Genomic DNA, 17122 nt, shown 5'->3' with positions numbered 1-17122 from the left:
CCGTTGCGAGCTCTCGGGAACGTTGCGTCCTGCGGAGTTCGCGGGCAGGACGACGGACGGGAGGCGCGGTGCCAGCTGGCACCGCGCCTCCATTGCGTCGTGTGGTCGCGTCTAGCGCGCGGCGAGCTCCGCGACGATGCCGTCACCGGGAGCGGCCTGCACGAGGTCCGCCTCGATCTCGGCGTTCTCGAGGATGCCCTCGATCTTCCGGATGCGGCCACGCGGGACGAGCGTGACGACCGTGCCCTCCTTGCCGGCACGACCCGTGCGGCCCGAGCGGTGCATGTACGCCTTGTAGTCGTCCGGGGCGTCCGCCTGCACGACGAGCGAGACGTCGTCGACGTGGATGCCGCGCGCGGCGACGTCGGTCGCGACGAGCACGTTCACCCGGCCGCTCGTGAGCAGCTGCAGGTTGCGCGTGCGGCGCGACTGGTTGAGGTCACCGTGCAGCGAGGTCGCGCGGATGCCGGCGTCCTCGAACTGGTCGGCCAGGCGCTCGGCGTAGGCGCGGGTGCGGGCGAAGACGATCGTCTTGCCGTCGCCGGCGACGAGCTCCTCGAGGACCTGGTCCTTCTGGCGCTGCTCGACGACCAGCACGCGGTGGTCGATGGTCGAGGAGGCCTGGTCCTCGCCGGCGACCTCGTGGACGCTCGGCTCGTGCAGGAACTCGGACACGAGCGACGCGACCTGGGCGTCGAGCGTGGCGCTGAACAGGAGCTTCTGGGCGCGGTTGCCCTGCGGGGTGACCTCGGCGGTCGCGGAGAGGATCTCGCGCACCGGCTCGAGGAACCCGAGGTCGCACATGTGGTCGGCCTCGTCGAGCACGGAGACGACGACCTCGCTGAGGTCGAGCTTCCCCTTGTTCATCAGGTCCTGCACGCGGCCCGGCGTGCCGACGATGATGTCGACGCCACGCTCGAGGGCACCCTCCTGGCGGCCGTAGGGCACACCGCCGTAGATCTGCGTCGTGAAGAGGCCGACCGAGCGGGCGATCGGCTGCACGGTGCGGTCGATCTGCAGGGCGAGCTCGCGGGTCGGGGCGAGGATGAGCGCACGCGGAGCGCGGCCCATCTTGCGCTTCGTGCCGCCGCCGTGCTCCATGAGCTTCTCGACCAGGGGCGCGCCGAACGCGATGGTCTTGCCGGAGCCGGTGCGTCCGCGGCCGAGGACGTCCTTGCCGGACAGTACATCGGGGATCGTCGCCGCCTGGATCGGGAACGGGCTCGTCGCGCCCATCTCGGCGAGGGTGCGGGAGATGTTGCCGCCGATGCCGAGGTCGGTGAAGGTCACGCCCTCGACGTCGGCCGCGACGGTCGCCTCGGCCTGGAGCTTCTCGAGCTTGACGTCGTCCGCGGGGACGTACGCGGGGCGCGCGTCGTCGCGGTCGCGGCGGGGGGCACGGTCGTCGTCGAAGGAACGGCGCTGGGGACGGTCCTCGCGGTCGGAGCGACGGGGAGCGCGGTCGTCACGGTCGAACCGGCGCGGGGCACGGTCATCGCGGTCGAAGCGACGCGGGGCGCGGTCGTCGTCACGACGCGGGGCACGGTCATCGCGGTCGAACCGGCGCGGGGCGCGGTCGTCACGGCGCGGGGCACGGTCGTCGCGGTCGAACCGACGCGGGGCACGGTCGTCGCGGTCGAAGCGACGCGCACCACGGTCGTCGTCACGACGGGGAGCACGGTCGTCGCGGTCGAACCGGCGCGGGGCACGGTCGTCACGGTCGAAGCGACGCGGGGCACGGTCGTCGTCACGACGCGGAGCACGGTCGTCACGGTCGAAGCGACGAGGAGCACGGTCGTCACGGTCGAACCGGCGCGGGGCACGGTCGTCGCGGTCGAAGCGACGCGGGGCACGGTCGTCGCGGTCGAAGCGACGGCCACCGCGGTCGTCGCGGTCGTACCCGCGCCCGCCGCGGTCCTCACGGCGCTGACCGCCGTCGCGGGGCTCCCAGTTCGGGCGGGCCGGACGCTCGCCCTGCGATGCGCGGCCGCGGCGCTCCTCGGCGTCCCAGCGCTGCTTCTGTCGCGGCTGCGCGGGGTCGGCGGCGCGGAAGCCGCGGTGCTTGCTGCTGCGAGCGGCGGGCGTGCCGTTCGCGTGGCGGACTCGGTCGTCGGCACGCTGACGCGCGCCCTTGTCGTACGGGGCCATTGCTACTTTCCGGGGTGCAGACGTCCCACAGCGCCCGGCAGCGACATCGGCGGGGGCTCTTCAGCGGGGAGGGGGTTCTTCCCGTCGCGGATCGACGTGAATCCAGCCCTCGAGCGCACACACACCCAAACGAAACCCGCGGTCACGATGCCGCGGTGCCGAAGGCCGACCGAGTGAGTCTACGCGACGCGGGCGCTCCTGGCCAGCCCTGCCGTCGACGTCCTCCCGGCCACGCGCCGACCCGGCATCGGGTGGCGGGTCGGCGCCGTGCCTCCAGACCGGGGCCGGTGTCAGGACTCGGCGAGCCGCCGACGCTGCTCGGCCACGTCGAAGTCGGCGGCGGGCCAGGTGAGCTGCATGTCCTCGAGCGCGCGGAGCAGGAGCTGCTGCACGGCGAGCCGGGCGTACCACTTGCGGTTCGCCGGCACGACGTACCAGGGTGCCCGGGCGGTCGAGGTGCGGTCGAAGACCGTCTGGTACGCCTGCTGGTACTCGTCCCAGAGCAGGCGCTCGTCGATGTCGCCGGGGTTGAACTTCCAGTGCTTGTCGGGGCGGTCGAGGCGGTCACCGAGTCGCTCGCGCTGCTCGTCCTTCGAGATGTGCAGCATGACCTTCACGATCGTGGTTCCCTGCTCGACCAGACGGTCCTCGAAGTCGACGATGGCGCCGTACCGGCGTTCGATCTCCTCGGGCGGAGCGAACGCGCGCACCTTCTGGATCAGGACGTCCTCGTAGTGGGACCGGTCGAACACGCCGAGCTGCCCGGCCGCGGGGAGCTGCCGCTCGATGCGCCAGAGGAAGTCGTGCGCTCGTTCCTCGTCCGTGGGGGCCTTGAAGCCCGCGTAGTGGACGCCGTTCGGGTCCACCGCACCGACGACGTGCGAGACGATGCCGCCCTTGCCCGCGGTGTCCATGGCCTGCAGCACCAGGAGTACGCGGCGCTGGTCCCCGGCGGTGCTCGCGGCGTACAGGCGCTCCTGCAGGGCCGCGAGGCGGTCGGCCCCTGCGGCGAGGGACTCGAGCCCGTCGATCTTGCGACCGGGGAAGCCCGGCGTGCCGTCGGGGTCGACGCGGTCGAGGCGGAAGCCCTCGTCCACGCGGAGCAGCGGTTCGGGGTCGGTGTTCCAGGCCTTGCGACGACTCACGGGTCCTCCTGCTGGTGTCGTGCCCATCCTGGCACCCGGTGCTCTCGGGCGTACCTGGTGGGCGCGGGCGCGTCGCGGCTGCCGTGCGCTTCCGGGCATACCTGGCGGGATCGGGCGTACCTGGTCGATCGGTTCGACCAGGTACGCCCGTTTCCACCAGGCATCGCACCCGTGATGGGAAACAACGGGCAGCGTGCGACCGAGGGCGGGCGCGGGTGCCGGCTCGACCGTGGGGAGGAGCCCACTCGTCCGGACGGCGGACGCGGTGACGAGCGGGCGGGGTTAGCGTGGACGACGATGAGGTCCGGCCGCCGCACACTGCTCGCGCTCCTCGCCGCGGTCGTGGTGACGGGTGCCCTCGGGTCGTGCAGCAGCACGCCGGCGGGCGACCGGGACGACGTCGTGACCGCGGACCCCGTGATCTACCCGCTGTCGTTGCGCTACCCCGGCATCGAGGTGGTGGCCGACGTGCCCTACGGTCGGGAGCCGCTGCAGCGCCTCGACGTGTGCCTGCCGCCCGACAGCGCACCGGACACCACGGCGACGCCGGCACCCACCCGATCAGGAGCCGCGACCGACGACCCGACCGGTGGCACGGCTGCCCGGGACCGGCAGGACCCCCGACCCGGCGACGGCCGACCGGCGGTGATGCTCGTCCACGGCGGGAGCTGGTCGCACGGCGACAAGGCCACGGCTGCCTACCGGGCGGTGTGCCAGTACCTCGCCTCCGAGGGGTTCGTCACCGTGAACATCGACTACCGCCTCGCGCCGACGGACCCCTTCCCGGCGGGCCTCGACGACGCCCGGCGAGCGCTCGACTGGGTGTTCCGGCCCACGACGCTGCAGACGTACGACATCGATCCGGACCGCGTGGGACTCTTCGGCGGCAGCGCTGGCGGCAACCTCGTGGCGATGCTCGCGGTGACGGACCACGAGTCCGCGGCGTGGGCGGACGGGGACCGCATCCGTGCGGTCGTCGACCTGAGCGGCCCGACCGACCTCACGACGCGGTCGACCGAGCCGGACGGGGTGTCGGCCTCGTTCCAGCGGAAGCAGCTGCTCTACCTCGGCTGCCGGAGCTACGAGGGCTGTCCCGCCGCGCAGGCAGCCTCCCCCGGCGCCCACGTCACGCACGACACCGCTCCGTTCTTCGTGGGCCACTCCACCGACGAGTTCATCCCGCTGTGGGAGTCGCAGGAGTTCGTCGCGACGCTCCGCGAGCACGACGTCCCGGTGACGTTCGTCGCCGTCGAGGGGACGGCGCACTCGATCGCCCAGCTCGACCGAGCGATGAGCGAGCGGGTGGTGGCGTTCCTGCGCGATCGTCTCCGCTGACGAGCCCGACCAGCCCGACCAGCCCGACGAGCCCGACGACCCGGACGGGCCGTGCCCCGTGCGGGTGGCACCCGGACTCGGGCGTGCGGGGGCCGGAGCGTCCGCGCACACTCGAGGGGTGACCGACACCACGACCCGCCCCGCGCGCCCCGTCGCCGAGTGGCCCGCCCGGACGTCCGTCCGGACCTACGCGGAGCTGCTGCTCGGCCTGTCGTTCACCGCCGCCGTGGCCTTCGGCGGGTACTCGGCCGCCACCGGCCACATGGCGATCGCCGCTCAGGGTGCCGCGATCGTCTTCCTCGTCACCCTGACGTGCGTGCTCGTGTCGTGGTTCCGCGAGGTCGAGGCCGAGGAGTCCGGCAGCCGCGACTGACGGCGCCCCACCGGCGAGCGCGACTGACCGCGACCCACCGGCGAGCCGACGGCGGCAGCCCCGCGCGGCCCGGACGCCTCAGTGCTCCGCCGGGGCCTCCCGCTCCGCCTTCCGGTCTGCCCGGCGTTCGCGGAAGCCCTCGACCACCGAGTACAGCGCCGGCAGCACCACGAGGGTCAGCAGCGTCGAGGACACCAGACCGCCGATCACGACCAGGGCGAGCGGCTGCGAGATGAACCCCGACTTCCCGGTCAGCCCGATCGCCATCGGCAGCAGCGCGAAGATCGTCGCGAGCGCCGTCATCAGGATCGGCCGGAGTCGGCGGGTCGCTCCCTCGATCAGCGCCTCGCGGACGCGGAGCCCACGGCGGCGGTACTGGTTGACGAGGTCGATGAGCACGATCGCGTTCGTGACCACGATGCCGACCAGCATGAGCAGACCGATGAGCGACGCCACGCCGAGCGGGATGCCCGTGACGATCTGCAGGAGCAGCGCCCCGGTGGCGGCGAACGGCACCGAGAGCAGCAGCAGGATCGGCTGGAGCAGGCTCCGGAACGTCGCGACCATGATGACGTAGACGATCAGGATCGCGACGAGCACGGCGAGCAGCAGCTGGCTGAACGCCGACGACTGGCTCGAGGCGACACCGCCGATCGTCGCTGACGCGCCCTTCGGCAGGTCGAGGGCGTCGACGGCCTGGGTCACGTTCTGCACGGCCTGACCCAGGTTCGTCGAGTCCGGCGTCACGGTGATCGTCGCGGTGCGCACGGCGTTCGACGTGGTGATCGTGGTCGGGCCGTCGGACTGCTCGACCGTCGCGACGTCGGTCAGCGGGACCTCGCCGCTCGCGGTCGGGATCGACAGCGACTTCAGGGCGTCGATCGTGGTCGGCGGCTGCGGATCGGCGATGTACACGTCGAGTGTGGCGTCGTCGATCTCGACGCTGCCGGTGTCGCGCGGCGAGACCGCTGCGGCGACGATCCCACCGACCTGCGTCTCGGTGAGTCCGCGCTCGGCGGCTGCCGCCCGGTCGACCTTGACCGCCAGGTACGGCTCGGCGGCGGACAGGTTGCTCGTCGCCGAGGTGGTCCCGTCGACGTCGCGCATCGTCGCCAGGACCCGCTGCGCCGCCGTCTCGAGCTCGGACTGGGTCGGCGCGGTGACGTCGACCTCGATGTCGCTGGACCCGCCGAAGCCGCCGCCGGCGCTCGACAGGCTGACCTCGCCCACGCCGTCGATCCGGTCGATGCGGTCACGGGCGGTGGACTGGACGGTCGTCTGGTCGGCCCCGGCGTCGGTGGTGACGTTGTACTGCACGGACGCCGACGCGCCACCGCCGAACGCGGCCTGGATGGACTGACCGCTCGACCCGATCGTGGTCTGCACGGTCTCGACGCCGGAGACGTCACGCAGCACCCGCTCGACCTTGCGGGCGGCGTCGGACTGCACGTCGAGGCTGGTGCCGGGCTCGAGGTCCTGCGTCACGGTGAAGGTGTTCTGCCCGGAGTCGCCGAGGTAGTTCGTCTTGACGAAGGGCACGGCCGCCGCGGTGCCGCCGAGGACGACGAGGGCGAGCACGAGCACGAGCGCCGGACGACCGACCGCCCAGCGGAGGACGGGCAGGTACCCGCGGCGCAGCCGGTCCGACGTGCCGGCGTCGTGCAGGTCGGCGGCCGACGCCAGCGCCCCGGTCGACGTCGATCCGGCCGACCCCGACACAGCCGCCGCCGACCCCGACGCAGCCGCCGCCGATGCCGACGAGCCCGTCGAAACGGTCTCCGTGGACCCGGTGGTCGGCACCGCCGCGTGGCGGTGGGTCCTCGGCGCGCGGAGCCACCAGTACGCGAGCACCGGCACGATCGTCAGCGACACGAACAGCGAGGCGAGCAACGCCATCGTGACCGTCAGCGCGAAGGGCCGGAAGAGTTCACCGACGAGCTCCGCGACGAACGCGACCGGCAGGAAGACCGCCACGGTCGTGAGCGTCGACGCCGTCACGGCTCCGGCGACCTCGCGCACGGCGTCGAGCACTGCCCGCCCACGGTCGACGCCCGGTTGCAGGTGTCGCTTGATGTTCTCGATGACGACGATGGAGTCGTCGACCACGCGCCCGATCGCGATGGTGAGGGCGGCGAGCGTGATGATGTTCAGGGTGTAGCCGGCGGCCTGCATGCCGATCGCGGCGAGGAGCACCGAGGTCGGGATCGAGATCGCGGTCACGAGCGTCGAGCGCCACGACAGCAGGAACACCAGGATGACGAGGACCGCGAAGCCGAGGCCGAGCAGCCCCTCCTCCGCCAGGGAGTCGATGGACTGCTGGATGTAGGGCGCCTGGTCGAACACCACGGTGAACTGCGGGTCGCCGGTGACCTTGGCCTCGATGCCGGGCAGGGCGTCCTTCACGGTCTCGGAGACGTCGACCGTGTTCGCCTCCTGCGTCTTCGTGATCGCGATGGTGAGCGCGGTCTTGCCGTCGACGCGGCTGATCGAGGTGCGCGGCGACTCCTCGATCTGCACGGTCGCGACGTCGCCGAGCGAGGTCGGTGTGGAGGCCGTGCTCGCGCCCACCCCGCCGGTCGCGGCCGTCCCGGTGCCGGCCTGGCCCGCGGCCGACCCACCGGCGGTTCCGTCACCCGACGTGGTGGAGCCCGTCCCCGTGCTGCCCGGCGCCCCGGCGGCACTGCCGGAGTCCGTCGCGGCGCCGCCCGCGGACGCCCCGCCGGCCGACGATCCAGACGCGCCGGACCCGCTCGACGCCGTCAGGGGCAGCCCGCGGATGTCGTCGAGGGACGCGATGCGCTGCCCGGTCTGCACCGAGAGGGTCGTGCCGTCCTGGGTGATCGTGCCACCGGGGATGAGCGTGCCGTTGTCGTCGAGGGCGTTCGAGATCGACTGCGTCGTGAGCCCGCGCGCCGCGAGCTCGTCCTCGTCCGGGGTGATCACGATGCGGCGGCCCGGGTTGCCGAACACGTCGGCCTGCCGCACGCCGTCGAGCTTCTCGAGGTCGGGCACCGCCGTGGCGTTCAGCCGGTCGACGAGCTGCTCCTGGTTGCCGGAGGCGGTGACGGCGAGCTGCAGCACGGGCAGGTCGTCGAAGGACCCGGTGACGATCTGGGTCTGCACGGTGTCCGGCAGCGACAGGGCGTTCACCGCGGTCTGGATCTTGTCCTCGGCGCTCGCCAGGTTCGACCCGTAGTCGAACGAGGCGGACACCACGCTCTGCCCGGTCGACGAGGTCGCGCTCGTCGACTCGAGGTCCGGCACGACCTGGATGGCCTGCTCGATCTTCGTCGAGACGTCGTTCGACACGACCTCCGGCGTCGCACCGGGGTAGGCGCTGACGATCGCCACCTGGGGGAACTGGACGCTCGGGATGAGCTCCTGCTTGAGGTTCGTCAGCGCGACGCCGCCGAACACCGCGACGACGATCGTGACGAGCGCGATGAGGGCCCGGTTGCGGAGGCTGAAGACCGAGAGGAGGTGCACGTGCCGATCCTCGCAGTTCCACCTGCGAACCAGACCGCCGGACACCGATCTGTGGAGAGGACGCGCGACCGGCGGTCAGACCACCGCGGCGAGCGACCCCCGGACGCCTGCTCCTTCGCCACCGATCCGCGACCACGCGCGCCCGAGCACGTCGACCAGGCGCTCCCGGTCCGCCGCGGCCATCGTGTAGGGCACCCGGAGGAACCGCTCGAACCCGCCGTCGGGTCCGAACACCCCGCCCGAGGCCAGCAGCACCCCCTCGGCCCGCGCGGCCAGGACGAGTGCGCTCGACACCGGACGGCCGAGCCCGACCCACGTCGTCAACCCGCCTGCGGGCGACGGGACGTCCCACTCGGGCAGCCGGGCGCGCAGGCCGGCCACGAGCTCGTCGCGACCGGCGCGCAGGAAGGTGCGCCGCCCCTCCAGGACGTCCGCCGTCCGCGGCACGAGCTCGCGCGCGACGAGCTGGTCGAGGACCGGCGTGCCGAGGTCGCCCGTCGGGCGGGCGAGCAGCAGGCGCTGCAACAGCTCCGGTGCGGCCCGGACCCAGCCGATGCGCAGACCGCCCCAGAAGACCTTGGCGGCCGAGCCGATCATCACGACGTCCGGCGACAGCGCCGCCAACGGCGGCCCGCCGACCCCGTCGATGCGGAGCTCCCCCATCGTCTCGTCGGCGACCACGGTCGTGCCGGTCGTCGCGGCGACGTCGAGCAGCAGCCGCCGGGTGTCGGCCGTCATGGTCGCCCCGGTCGGGTTGTGGAGCTCGGGCATGACGTAGGCGACCGCCGGGGCCGTCCGGCGCAGGGTCGTCTCGAGCGCGGCCGCGTCCCACCCGGCGCGGGCGTCGACGGGCACGCCGACGAGTCGCGCGCCGGCCTCGCGGAAGGCCTCGTGCGCGTGCGGGTACGTCGGTGACTCGACGAGCACGGTGTCGCCGCGGCGGACGAGCACACGGGCGAGCAGTGCGATCGCGTGCTGGGCGCCGATCGTGACGACCACCTGCGAGGGGTCGGTCGGGAGCCCGCGCTCGGTGTACCGGTCGGCGATCGCGGCGCGGAGCCCGGGGTCCCCGACTGTGTCGTAGCCGATGCCGGCGAGCGCGGCGGGCACGGACCGGACGGCCCGCTCGACGGCCTCGGCGACCTCGGGTGCGGCGTGCAGCGCGGCCTTCCGCAGGTCGAGCAGGTCGCCGGGCACCACGCCGCCGAGCCGCTCGGGGTCGGGTCGTCCGGCCAGGTCGCGCGGCAGGTGCACGACGCTCCCGGATCCGCGGAGCGACACCAGGAACCCGTCGTCCCGCAGCCGGGCGTAGGCGTTCGCCACGGTGGTGCGCGACACGCCGAGGGCCTCGGCGAGCCCGCGTTCGGCGGGCAGCCGGACACCGAGCGGCACCCGGCCGTCGATGACGAGCACGCGGACGGCGTCGGACAGTGCCTCGTAGGCGGGGGCGTCGGTGCCGTCCCGCCAGTCGGCGAGCAGGAGGGCGGCGGCGCGGGCGCTGAGGGAGACCGGGGGCACGGGGCCACGCTAGCCCGATTGGCTCTCGACGGCCAGGCCAATCTGCCGGGAACATCGGTGCATGCCCCGCTCCACCGCCCTCGTGCTCCGCTCCGTCCAACTCGCCGTCGGGCTCTTCCTCTACGGCGCCTCGACCGCGCTGCAGGTCCGCGCGGTCGTCGGGGTGGGCTCGTGGACGGTGCTCACGCAGGGCCTGGAGAACGTGCTGCCGTGGTCGTTCGGCGTGATCACCGTCGTGTCGAGCGTCGTCATCCTGCTGCTCTGGATCCCGCTCCGTCAGAAGCCCGGCGTCGGCACGCTGTGCAACGTGCTGGCGATCGGACCGTCCGCCGACCTGGTGCTCTGGCTCGTGCCGGAGCCCGACGGCCTGGTCCCCCGGATCCTGCTGTTCGCCGCGGGGCTCGCGCTGCTCGCGGTCGCCACCGCCTGCTACATCGGCGCCGGGCTCGGCACCGGCGCCCGCGACGGCCTGATGGTCGGCGTGCACGAGCGCTTCGGCTGGCCGCTCTGGCTCGCCCGCACGGTCATCGAGGTCACCGTCGTCGTGGTCGGGTGGCTGCTCGGCGGCGACGTCGGGGTCGGCACGGTCGTCGCGGCGTTCGCGATCGGCCCGATGGTGCAGCCGCTCATGCCGCTCTTCCGCCGCCTGCCGTGGTCCCCGCAACGCCAGGGCAGCACCCCTGGTGGCGGCGCACCGACTGCGGCTAGGGTCGCGCCATGCGACTCGGAGTGTCCTCCTACAGCTACGCCCGCTCGCTCCAGCGCGGTGCGCTGACGATCTTCGACGTCGTCGACCGCGTCGCGGAGGCCGGCGGCGAGCACCTCGAGATCGCCGCGGGCGGGTTCGGCGACGACCTCCCCCGGCAGCCCGAGCTCGTCGACCGGTTGCGCGAGCACGCCGCCGCGCGCGGGATCGGGCTCGCGAACCACGTGATCGGTGCGGACCTCTCGGACCCGGCGACCGTCGACGCCGAGGTCGCCCGCGTCCACGAGCACCTCGACGTCGCACACCGACTCGGCATCACGCACCTCCGCCACGACGTCGTCCCGTGGGCCTGGCGGGACGCCGACCACGCGGAGTTCGAGCGGGTGCTCGCGCAGGTCGTGCCGGTCTGCCGCGCGGTCGCCGAGCACGCCGCGACGCTCGGCATCACGACGATGGTCGAGAACCACGGCTTCGCGTTCAACGACAGCGAGCGGATCCTGCGGCTGGTGCACGAGGTCGACCACCCGGGCTTCCGTGCCCTGCTCGACGTCGGCAACTTCGTCTGCCTCGACGACGACCCGCTGCGCGCGGTGCAGCGGGTGCTGCCGGTCGCCGCCGTCGTGCACCTCAAGGACTTCCTGGTGCGCGAGACCCCGCCGGCCGCGGACAGCTGGCTCACGACGCTGGCCGGTCGCGCCGTGCTCGGCACGGTCGTCGGCCACGGCGACCTGCCCCTCGACCGGATCGTGGAGCGCATCGTCGCGAGCGGGTTCGACGGGCCGGTGTCGATCGAGTTCGAGGGGCTCGAGGACGACGTCGACGCCGTCGAGCGCGGGCTCGCGAACGCACGCCGCCTGTGGGCAGCGGCCGGCGGCTCCTGACAGGACCACCCGACCGCCCGGTCCGGTGCCGCTGGTCCGGACGCACCCGATGACGGCCTGGAGGCGCGGTGCCGGCCGACACCGCGCCTCCAGGCCGTCACGGGGCCTGGTCAGACGGACCGCACCCGCACCGTCCCGCCGCTCGCGGCCGACTCCTGCGCCGCCAGCACGATCGCCAGGGTGCGCAGTCCCACGGCCGCGTCGGGCTGGGGCTGCTCGCCGGAACGGACCGCAGCGACGAACGTGTCGAGCATCGCCGCGTCGAAGTCCGGACCGTACGGCAGGACGACCGACCGGCCGGTGGCCGCGTCGAGTCCCCGCACGCTCGGCCGGAAGAAGTCGACGTCGACCGAGCCCTCGGAACCGACGACGGTGAGCGCGAGCCCGCCCCAGGTCGGTGAGGTGTCCGGACGGCTCCACGAGCAGTCGATCGCCGCGATCGTGCCGTCCGCGTAGGTGATGGTGACCAGCCCGGCGGTCTCGGCCTGCGCGCGCGACGCGTGCAGCACCCGGTTCGTGACCGCCGTGACGGTTTCGGCCGGCGTGCCGTCCAGGAGCTCGTCGAGCAGGTCGGCGATGTGCACGACGTGGTCGACGATCGCGCCGCCACCGGACAGCTCCGGCTCGGTGAACCACGAGCGGGTGAGCGGCAGCATGCCGTTGTTCGCCCCGCGGACCGAGAACACCTCGCCGAGGCGGCCGGACCGCTTCGTCGCGGCGAGCCGGGCGAAGGTGCTCGCGAACCGGACCGGGAAGGCGACCATGAGCAGCACGCCCGCGGCCTCGGCAGCAGCGCGCATGGCGAGCCCGTCCTCCCAGGTGGTGGCGAGGGGCTTCTCGCACAGCACGTGCGCCCCCGCGGCGGCGGCCTGCTCGACCAGCGCACGGTGCCGGGCGTTCTCGCTGGTGACCACGACGGCGTCGACCCCGCTCGCCAGGAGCTCCTCCACGGTGTCGACGTACGCGACCCCGAGCGCGTCGGCGAGCTCGCGACCGCGCAGGTCGACCAGCTCGCTGCCCGTCGAGGTGCCGCCCGGGTCGGTGCCGACGACCTCGACGTCGGGCATCGCCTGCAGTGCCGACAGGTAGGACAGGGCGTGCGTGTGCGCGAACGACAGCACACCGATCCGCAGGGCGGTCACGCCGTCGCCCCCTCGTGCGTCCCGGCCGCCGGGGCGGGCTCGAGGTCGACGGGCTGCCCGGTCGCGACCGACCGCAGCGCGGCGTTGACGATGCGGACCGCGGTGGCGCCGTCCTCGGCGGAGACACGGGGCACCGCGCCGCCCCGGAAGGCCCCGAGGTACTCCTGGACCTCGAGGAAGTACGGGTCCTCGGCGGGGTCGAGCTCCGGCAGGTCGCCGCCGACCCCCTCCTCGTCGAGGAGCTCGGCCGTGTAGTTCCGCTCCGCACGGGAGTCGTGCGACAGGCTGCCGAGCGTGCCCGTGGCGGAGAACTCGGTCACGAACGGCAGGTGCGCCGGTCCCCAGATGCCCGCGACGTGGCTGATCGCACCGGACTCGTGGGTGAGCAGCACGTGCGCGGCCTCGACCGGGTGGTCGACGGTGCCCTTCCGGACGTGCACGGCGCTGACCCGGACGACGTCGCCGGCGATCCACCGGGCGATGTCCAGGTCGTGGATCATCTGGTCCATGATGATGCCGCCCGAGAGCTCGGGGTCGGCGAACCAGGCGGACCGGGTCGGGAACGCACCGGAGCGGACGAACCGCAGCACGGCCAGTTCGCCGAGCTGCCCGGCGTCGACCGCGGCCTTCAGGCGGACGTACTCCGGGAAGTAGCGGACCACGTGCGCCGGGTAGAGCTGCCGGCCGGCCTCGTGCGCGAGCCGGACCAGGTCGTCGGCATCCGCGTCGGTGCGGGCCAGCGGCTTCTCGCTGATGACGTCCTTGCCGGCGGCGAGCGCGGCGCGCACGACCTCGGCGTGGGCGTACGTGGGGACGACGACGTCCACCACGTCGACACGGGTGAGGAGTGCGTCGAGCGAGTCGACCACCTCGCCGCCGTGTGCCGCGACGAGTTCCTCGGCGCCGACCTCCGAGAAGACGACGACGTCCCCGAGGCGGAGCAGGTTCGGCAGGTGCGCGTGGGCGATCACCCCCGCGCCGACGAGGCCGATCCGGAGTCGCTGTGCGGTCATGGGGTCCTCCTGGTTCGTGGGTGGTGCGGTGTCCGTGGTGGAGCGGTGGGGTCGGCTGCGGTGCGGGCGAGCAGGGCAGCTCCGGCCAGGCCGGCACCGGCTCCTGCGAGCGACTGCTCGATGCGGGGGGCGGGACGCCAGCCGAGCCGGGCGTCCACCGCGGTGCGCAGCGGGGCGAGGAGGCGTTCCCCGGACTCGCCGAGGCCGCCGCCGACGACGACCACGGCCGGGTCGAGCACGGCGGACAGGATCGCGATCCCGGCGGCGAGCGCGTCGATCGCATCGGCCCACACCGCGGCGGCGACCGGGTCGGTGTCGACGGCGGCGACGATCTCGTCGGTCGCCCCGTCGATGGTGCCGCCGGCCGCGCGGTAGCGCCGTCCGATGTTCCGGGCGGAGGCGTACACCTCGACGCAGCCGCGCTGCCCGCACGAGCAGGGCTCACCGCCCGGTCGGACGCAGACGTGGCCGACCTCGCCGGCGCCTCCGGCTGCGCCGACCACCAGGCGACCGTCGACCACCAGGCTCGCGGAGACACCGGTCCCGATCGGGATGAAGACCATCTCGGCGACGTCCCGACCCGCCGCGGTGCGCGCCGCGATCTCGGCGGTCGCGGCAGCGCGGGCGTCGTGCGCCACCGCGACGGGGACGCCGTACCGGTCGCGCAGGAGTGCGGCGAGGGGCAGGTCGTGCCAGTCGAGGTTGACCGCGACGACCACCGTCCCGGTCTCGGCGTCGACGACCCCGGGCGTGCAGAGGCCGATGGCGGTGAGCGGGTGCCCGGCGGCCGTGGCTGCTGCTGCGAGCCGGTCGACCACGGCCGTGACGGCAGCGAGGGCGGGGCCGCCGGCAGCGGGGTCGGGATCGGGGTGGCCGGGGTCGGGCGTTCCGACGTCGACCGGCCCGAGGGTGGGCAGGACCGCGCGGTCGAGGACGACGTCGCCGACGCGGACCATCCCCTTGACGGTGGTGCCACCGACGTCGACGGCGACGACCGCGCCGGACTGCTCCGGGTTGCCGGGGCGCGCTCCGCCGGGCACGCGCCGTGCTGCGCTCGTCATGCGCTGCGCTCCGCCGCCGCTCGGGCGAGTTCGTCCACGCGGGCCGGCGCGAGCACCTCGTCGATCGCGAGCACGGTCGCGCCGCGGATGCCGGCGTCGCGCGGCGAGGAGCTCGCCCGGACGTCGAGGGCGTCCGCGACCATCGGCAGGCAGGACCGGTAGAGCTCGCCCCGGATCGTCGCGACCAGGACGGACGACGCCGACATCGCGCCCGCGAGCACGACCTCGCTCGGGTTGCAGAAGTTCACGATGCCGGAGAGCACCCGGCCGATGTGCTCCCCCGCCCGCCGGAGCTCGTCGAGGACGACCGCGTCGCCCTGTGCCGCGAGCGCCAGCACGTCGCTCGTCCCGCCGACCTGCCGTCCCCCCGCGCGCAGCCGGGCGACGATCGCGCCCCCGGACGCCACCGACTCGAGGCAGTTCGGCACCCCGCAGGTGCAGCCGATGGCGGCCTCGCCGTCGACGGGGGTGTGGCTGATCTCGCCGGCGGCGCCGCTCACCCCGCGGTGCAGGCGCCCGTCGAGCAGCACGCCCGAGCCGATGCGGGTCCCGAGCTTCACCGCGACGAGGGTGCCCGTGCGGTCGGGGCCCGGACGCTCGGCCAGGGCGATGAGGTTCGCGTCGTTCTCCACGAGCACGGGGGCGTCGGTGTGCTCGGCGAAGAGCTGAGGCAGCACGGCGCCGTGCCACGACGGCTCGAAGGACGGCGTCGCGATGCTGCCGCCCGGGTACGACACGGGTGCGGGCACGCTGATCGCCGCACCGCGGAAGCGGGCCGTGTCCAGGCCGCTGTCACGGGCGAGCTCGACGAACCGGTCCCAGAGCGCCGCGACCGAGGCCCGCGGCCCCGCGGCGACCGGCACCGTGGCGGCGCCGTGCTCGAGCGCGTCGGTGTCGGCGACGATCCGGCCGGCGAGGTCGGTGAGCACGATGCGGACGTGGTGGGCACCGAGGTCGGCCGCGGCGACGAAGCCGGCGTCCGCGACGAGCTCGAGGCGCCGGGCGCGTCGGCCGCCGCGGGAGCCCTCTGCGCCGCTCTCGCGCACGAGTCCGAGCGCGGTCAGCGCATCGACCCGGGCCGAGGCGGTGGAGGGCGCGAGACCGGTGCTCCTGGCGATGCTCGAGCGCGAGGTCGTGTCCGAGACGCGGATCAGTCGGAGGACGTCCCCGACGGACCCCGGACTGCGGTCCATGTCCTGGAAGTGCTGCTCGTGCATGTCGTCACTGTAGCGACGAAACGGTCGATTACCGAACGAAGTCGTTGCAGATTCGACTATTTACTTTTGGTGATCGAACGGTAATCTGCTCGAAACAGCCTGTTCCTAGCGTTCAACGACGAGCCAAGAGGAGGTCCGCATGACGAGTGCGGTTCAGAACCCGACCAGGGTGCGCGTTCCCGGTCGACGGTCGTCCACAGCGGACGCGAGCCGGATGGAACGACGCGAGGGCAGGGCGGGCTACGTGCTCATCGCCCCGACGACGGTGCTGCTGGCGCTGTTCTACCTGTACCCGCTGGCACAGACGGTCTACTACTCGTTCACGGACTGGAACCCCGCGTCCGGCGAGACGAACGGCTTCGTCGGCCTGTCGAACTTCACCGGGCTGTTCCGGGACGGCGAGTTCGTCCGGGCGGCGGGCAACACCGCGCTGTACGTGGTCATCGTCGTGCCGATCACGATGGCACTCGGGCTCTTCTTCGCGGCGCTGCTCGCCCAGCCGTTCCGCGGCCGAGGGGTCTACCGCGCACTGCTGTTCGTGCCGTACATCGCCCCGATCGTCGGCAGCGCGCTGATCTTCAGCTTCATCCTGTCGCCGCTCGGCGGCCTGGTGAACGGCGTGGTGACCGCGCTCGGCGCTCCCCCGATCGGCTTCCTGACCTCGGAGCCGTGGGCACTGGTCTCGGTGATCGTGTTCTCGATCTGGCAGGGCGTCGGCTACACGATGATCATCTACTCGGCGGCGCTCACGAACATCCCGGCGTCCTACATGGAGGCCGCGACGCTCGACGGCGCCGGGCCGATCCGCCGCTTCTTCCGGATCTCGCTCCCCCTGGTCGCCCCGACCACGGGCTTCCTCGCCATCACCGGCGTGATCGGCGCGCTGCAGGTCTTCACGCAGGTCTACGTCCTGACCCAGGGCGGCCCGATCAACTCGAGCGAGACGATCCTCTACTACATCTACAACCAGGGCTTCGTGTTCTTCCACGGCGGCTCGGCCAGCGCTGCCGCCGTCCTCCTGCTCATCGTCGGCATCCTCGTCGCGGTCGTCCAGCTGCGGGTCATCAACCGCCGCGACCCCATCGAGCTGAACTAGG

At 73.3% G+C, this 17122-nt stretch carries 13 protein-coding genes; 5 read left to right on the top strand and 8 right to left on the bottom strand.

Going from position 1 to position 17122, the window contains the following annotated elements:
* Positions 1–111: 111 nt before the first annotated feature.
* The gene (locus ACIPEQ_RS05630) at positions 112–2148 is read right to left on the bottom strand and encodes a DEAD/DEAH box helicase (protein WP_402714418.1); all 2037 of its coding nucleotides are present in this window, start codon (positions 2146–2148) and stop codon (positions 112–114) included.
* A gap of 290 nt (positions 2149–2438) precedes the next feature.
* Positions 2439–3320 carry a polyphosphate kinase 2 family protein gene (locus ACIPEQ_RS05625; protein WP_402714417.1) on the bottom strand — a complete coding sequence of 294 codons (882 nt, stop codon included), beginning with the start codon at positions 3318–3320 and terminating at the stop codon, positions 2439–2441.
* A 270-nt stretch (positions 3321–3590) separates the two neighbouring features.
* On the opposite strand from ACIPEQ_RS05625, the gene ACIPEQ_RS05620 reads away from it, so the two are divergent.
* Complete coding sequence (locus ACIPEQ_RS05620) at positions 3591–4628, top strand: alpha/beta hydrolase (RefSeq protein ID WP_402714416.1); 1038 nt, start codon at positions 3591–3593, stop codon at positions 4626–4628.
* 118 nt (positions 4629–4746) lie between these two features.
* Entirely contained in the window at positions 4747–5001 is a 255-nt protein-coding gene (locus ACIPEQ_RS05615; RefSeq protein ID WP_402714415.1) for a hypothetical protein, read from the top strand.
* Positions 5002–5079: 78 nt separating this feature from the next.
* Here the strand turns inward: ACIPEQ_RS05615 and ACIPEQ_RS05610 are convergent, their stop codons facing one another.
* Both ACIPEQ_RS05610 and ACIPEQ_RS05605 read right to left on the bottom strand, forming a co-directional pair.
* Complete coding sequence (locus tag ACIPEQ_RS05610) at positions 5080–8487, bottom strand: efflux RND transporter permease subunit (RefSeq protein ID WP_402714414.1); 3408 nt, start codon at positions 8485–8487, stop codon at positions 5080–5082.
* Positions 8488–8562: 75 nt separating this feature from the next.
* Positions 8563–10005: a PLP-dependent aminotransferase family protein gene (locus ACIPEQ_RS05605; protein ID WP_402714413.1), complete on the bottom strand. Its 1443-nt coding sequence runs from the start codon at positions 10003–10005 to the stop codon at positions 8563–8565.
* A 61-nt stretch (positions 10006–10066) separates the two neighbouring features.
* Between ACIPEQ_RS05605 and ACIPEQ_RS05600 the strand changes: the two genes are divergently transcribed.
* Both ACIPEQ_RS05600 and ACIPEQ_RS05595 read left to right on the top strand, forming a co-directional pair.
* A complete protein-coding gene (locus ACIPEQ_RS05600; RefSeq protein WP_250366801.1) occupies positions 10067–10780 on the top strand; it encodes a hypothetical protein in 714 nt (237 codons plus the stop codon).
* Positions 10723–11592, top strand: a complete 870-nt coding sequence (locus ACIPEQ_RS05595) for a sugar phosphate isomerase/epimerase family protein (RefSeq protein ID WP_402714412.1) — start codon at positions 10723–10725, stop codon at positions 11590–11592. The genes ACIPEQ_RS05600 and ACIPEQ_RS05595 overlap by 58 nt, the downstream gene beginning before the upstream one ends.
* A 110-nt stretch (positions 11593–11702) precedes the next feature.
* On the opposite strand, the gene ACIPEQ_RS05590 is transcribed toward ACIPEQ_RS05595, so the two are convergent.
* From ACIPEQ_RS05590 to ACIPEQ_RS05575, 4 genes are read right to left on the bottom strand one after another with little or no spacing between them, the layout of a single operon-like run.
* Positions 11703–12734 carry a Gfo/Idh/MocA family protein gene (locus tag ACIPEQ_RS05590; RefSeq protein ID WP_402714411.1) on the bottom strand — a complete coding sequence of 344 codons (1032 nt, stop codon included), beginning with the start codon at positions 12732–12734 and terminating at the stop codon, positions 11703–11705.
* On the bottom strand, positions 12731–13747 hold the full coding sequence (locus tag ACIPEQ_RS05585) for a Gfo/Idh/MocA family protein (protein WP_402714410.1): 1017 nt from the start codon (positions 13745–13747) through the stop codon (positions 12731–12733). The genes ACIPEQ_RS05590 and ACIPEQ_RS05585 overlap by 4 nt, the downstream gene beginning before the upstream one ends.
* Positions 13744–14808 carry an ROK family protein gene (locus tag ACIPEQ_RS05580; RefSeq protein ID WP_402714409.1) on the bottom strand — a complete coding sequence of 355 codons (1065 nt, stop codon included), beginning with the start codon at positions 14806–14808 and terminating at the stop codon, positions 13744–13746. Before ACIPEQ_RS05580 ends, ACIPEQ_RS05585 begins: the two co-directional genes overlap by 4 nt.
* Positions 14805–16025 carry an ROK family transcriptional regulator gene (locus tag ACIPEQ_RS05575; protein WP_402714408.1) on the bottom strand — a complete coding sequence of 407 codons (1221 nt, stop codon included), beginning with the start codon at positions 16023–16025 and terminating at the stop codon, positions 14805–14807. Before ACIPEQ_RS05575 ends, ACIPEQ_RS05580 begins: the two co-directional genes overlap by 4 nt.
* Before the next feature lie 214 nt (positions 16026–16239).
* Here ACIPEQ_RS05575 and ACIPEQ_RS05570 point away from each other — a divergent pair, with 214 nt between their 5' ends.
* Positions 16240–17121: a carbohydrate ABC transporter permease gene (locus tag ACIPEQ_RS05570; RefSeq protein WP_402714407.1), complete on the top strand. Its 882-nt coding sequence runs from the start codon at positions 16240–16242 to the stop codon at positions 17119–17121.
* The last annotated feature ends 1 nt before the right edge of the window (position 17122 follow it).

Source organism: Curtobacterium sp. NPDC087080, assembly GCF_044745105.1.
GTDB lineage: Bacteria > Actinomycetota > Actinomycetes > Actinomycetales > Microbacteriaceae > Curtobacterium.
This window is presented reverse-complemented; position numbering and strand designations above follow the sequence as displayed.

Bases quoted from the DNA above. Each gene is read 5' to 3' on its own strand.
- ACIPEQ_RS05630 (WP_402714418.1), bottom strand. From the start codon at position 2,148: ATGGCCCCGTACGACAAGGGCGCGCGTCAGCGTGCCGACGACCGAGTC.
- ACIPEQ_RS05625 (WP_402714417.1), bottom strand. From the start codon at position 3,320: ATGGGCACGACACCAGCAGGAGGACCCGTGAGTCGTCGCAAGGCCTGG.
- ACIPEQ_RS05620 (WP_402714416.1), top strand. From the start codon at position 3,591: ATGAGGTCCGGCCGCCGCACACTGCTCGCGCTCCTCGCCGCGGTCGTG.
- ACIPEQ_RS05600 (WP_250366801.1), top strand. From the start codon at position 10,067: ATGCCCCGCTCCACCGCCCTCGTGCTCCGCTCCGTCCAACTCGCCGTC.
- ACIPEQ_RS05595 (WP_402714412.1), top strand. From the start codon at position 10,723: ATGCGACTCGGAGTGTCCTCCTACAGCTACGCCCGCTCGCTCCAGCGC.
- ACIPEQ_RS05585 (WP_402714410.1), bottom strand. From the start codon at position 13,747: ATGACCGCACAGCGACTCCGGATCGGCCTCGTCGGCGCGGGGGTGATC.
- ACIPEQ_RS05580 (WP_402714409.1), bottom strand. From the start codon at position 14,808: ATGACGAGCGCAGCACGGCGCGTGCCCGGCGGAGCGCGCCCCGGCAAC.
- ACIPEQ_RS05575 (WP_402714408.1), bottom strand. From the start codon at position 16,025: ATGCACGAGCAGCACTTCCAGGACATGGACCGCAGTCCGGGGTCCGTC.
- ACIPEQ_RS05570 (WP_402714407.1), top strand. From the start codon at position 16,240: ATGGAACGACGCGAGGGCAGGGCGGGCTACGTGCTCATCGCCCCGACG.